At 65.9% G+C, this 270-nt stretch carries 1 protein-coding gene; it reads right to left on the bottom strand.

The genetic code is table 11. The features are described from left to right. A partial coding sequence (locus SB816_RS31940) for a transglycosylase domain-containing protein (RefSeq protein WP_410548235.1) occupies window positions 1-270 on the bottom strand: 270 nt, incomplete at both ends.

The following is a 270-nucleotide window of genomic DNA, read 5'->3' as shown; positions in this document are numbered from 1 at the left end:
ACCTGCATCGTGATCGTGCTCGCGCCCTGCGACGCATGGCCGTTCGTCAACGCGACGAAGCCCGCGCGGGCGATGCCGGTGAGGTCGACGCCGCCATGATCGTAGAACCGTGCGTCCTCGATCGCGAGGATCGCCTTCTTCAGCGAATCCGGCACGTCCTTGAGATGGACGATGTCGCGCCGTTCCTCGCCGAATTCGCCGATCAGCACGTGCTCGGACGTGTAGATGCGCAGCGGCACCTTCGGGCGGTAGTCGGTCAGCGCGTCGAGC

This window comes from Achromobacter sp. SIMBA_011 (assembly GCF_046535435.1).
GTDB classification, from domain to species: Bacteria; Pseudomonadota; Gammaproteobacteria; order Burkholderiales; family Burkholderiaceae_B; genus Achromobacter; species Achromobacter dolens.
Note: the sequence above shows the minus strand (reverse complement) of the source record. Positions and strands in the feature narration are given on the sequence as shown.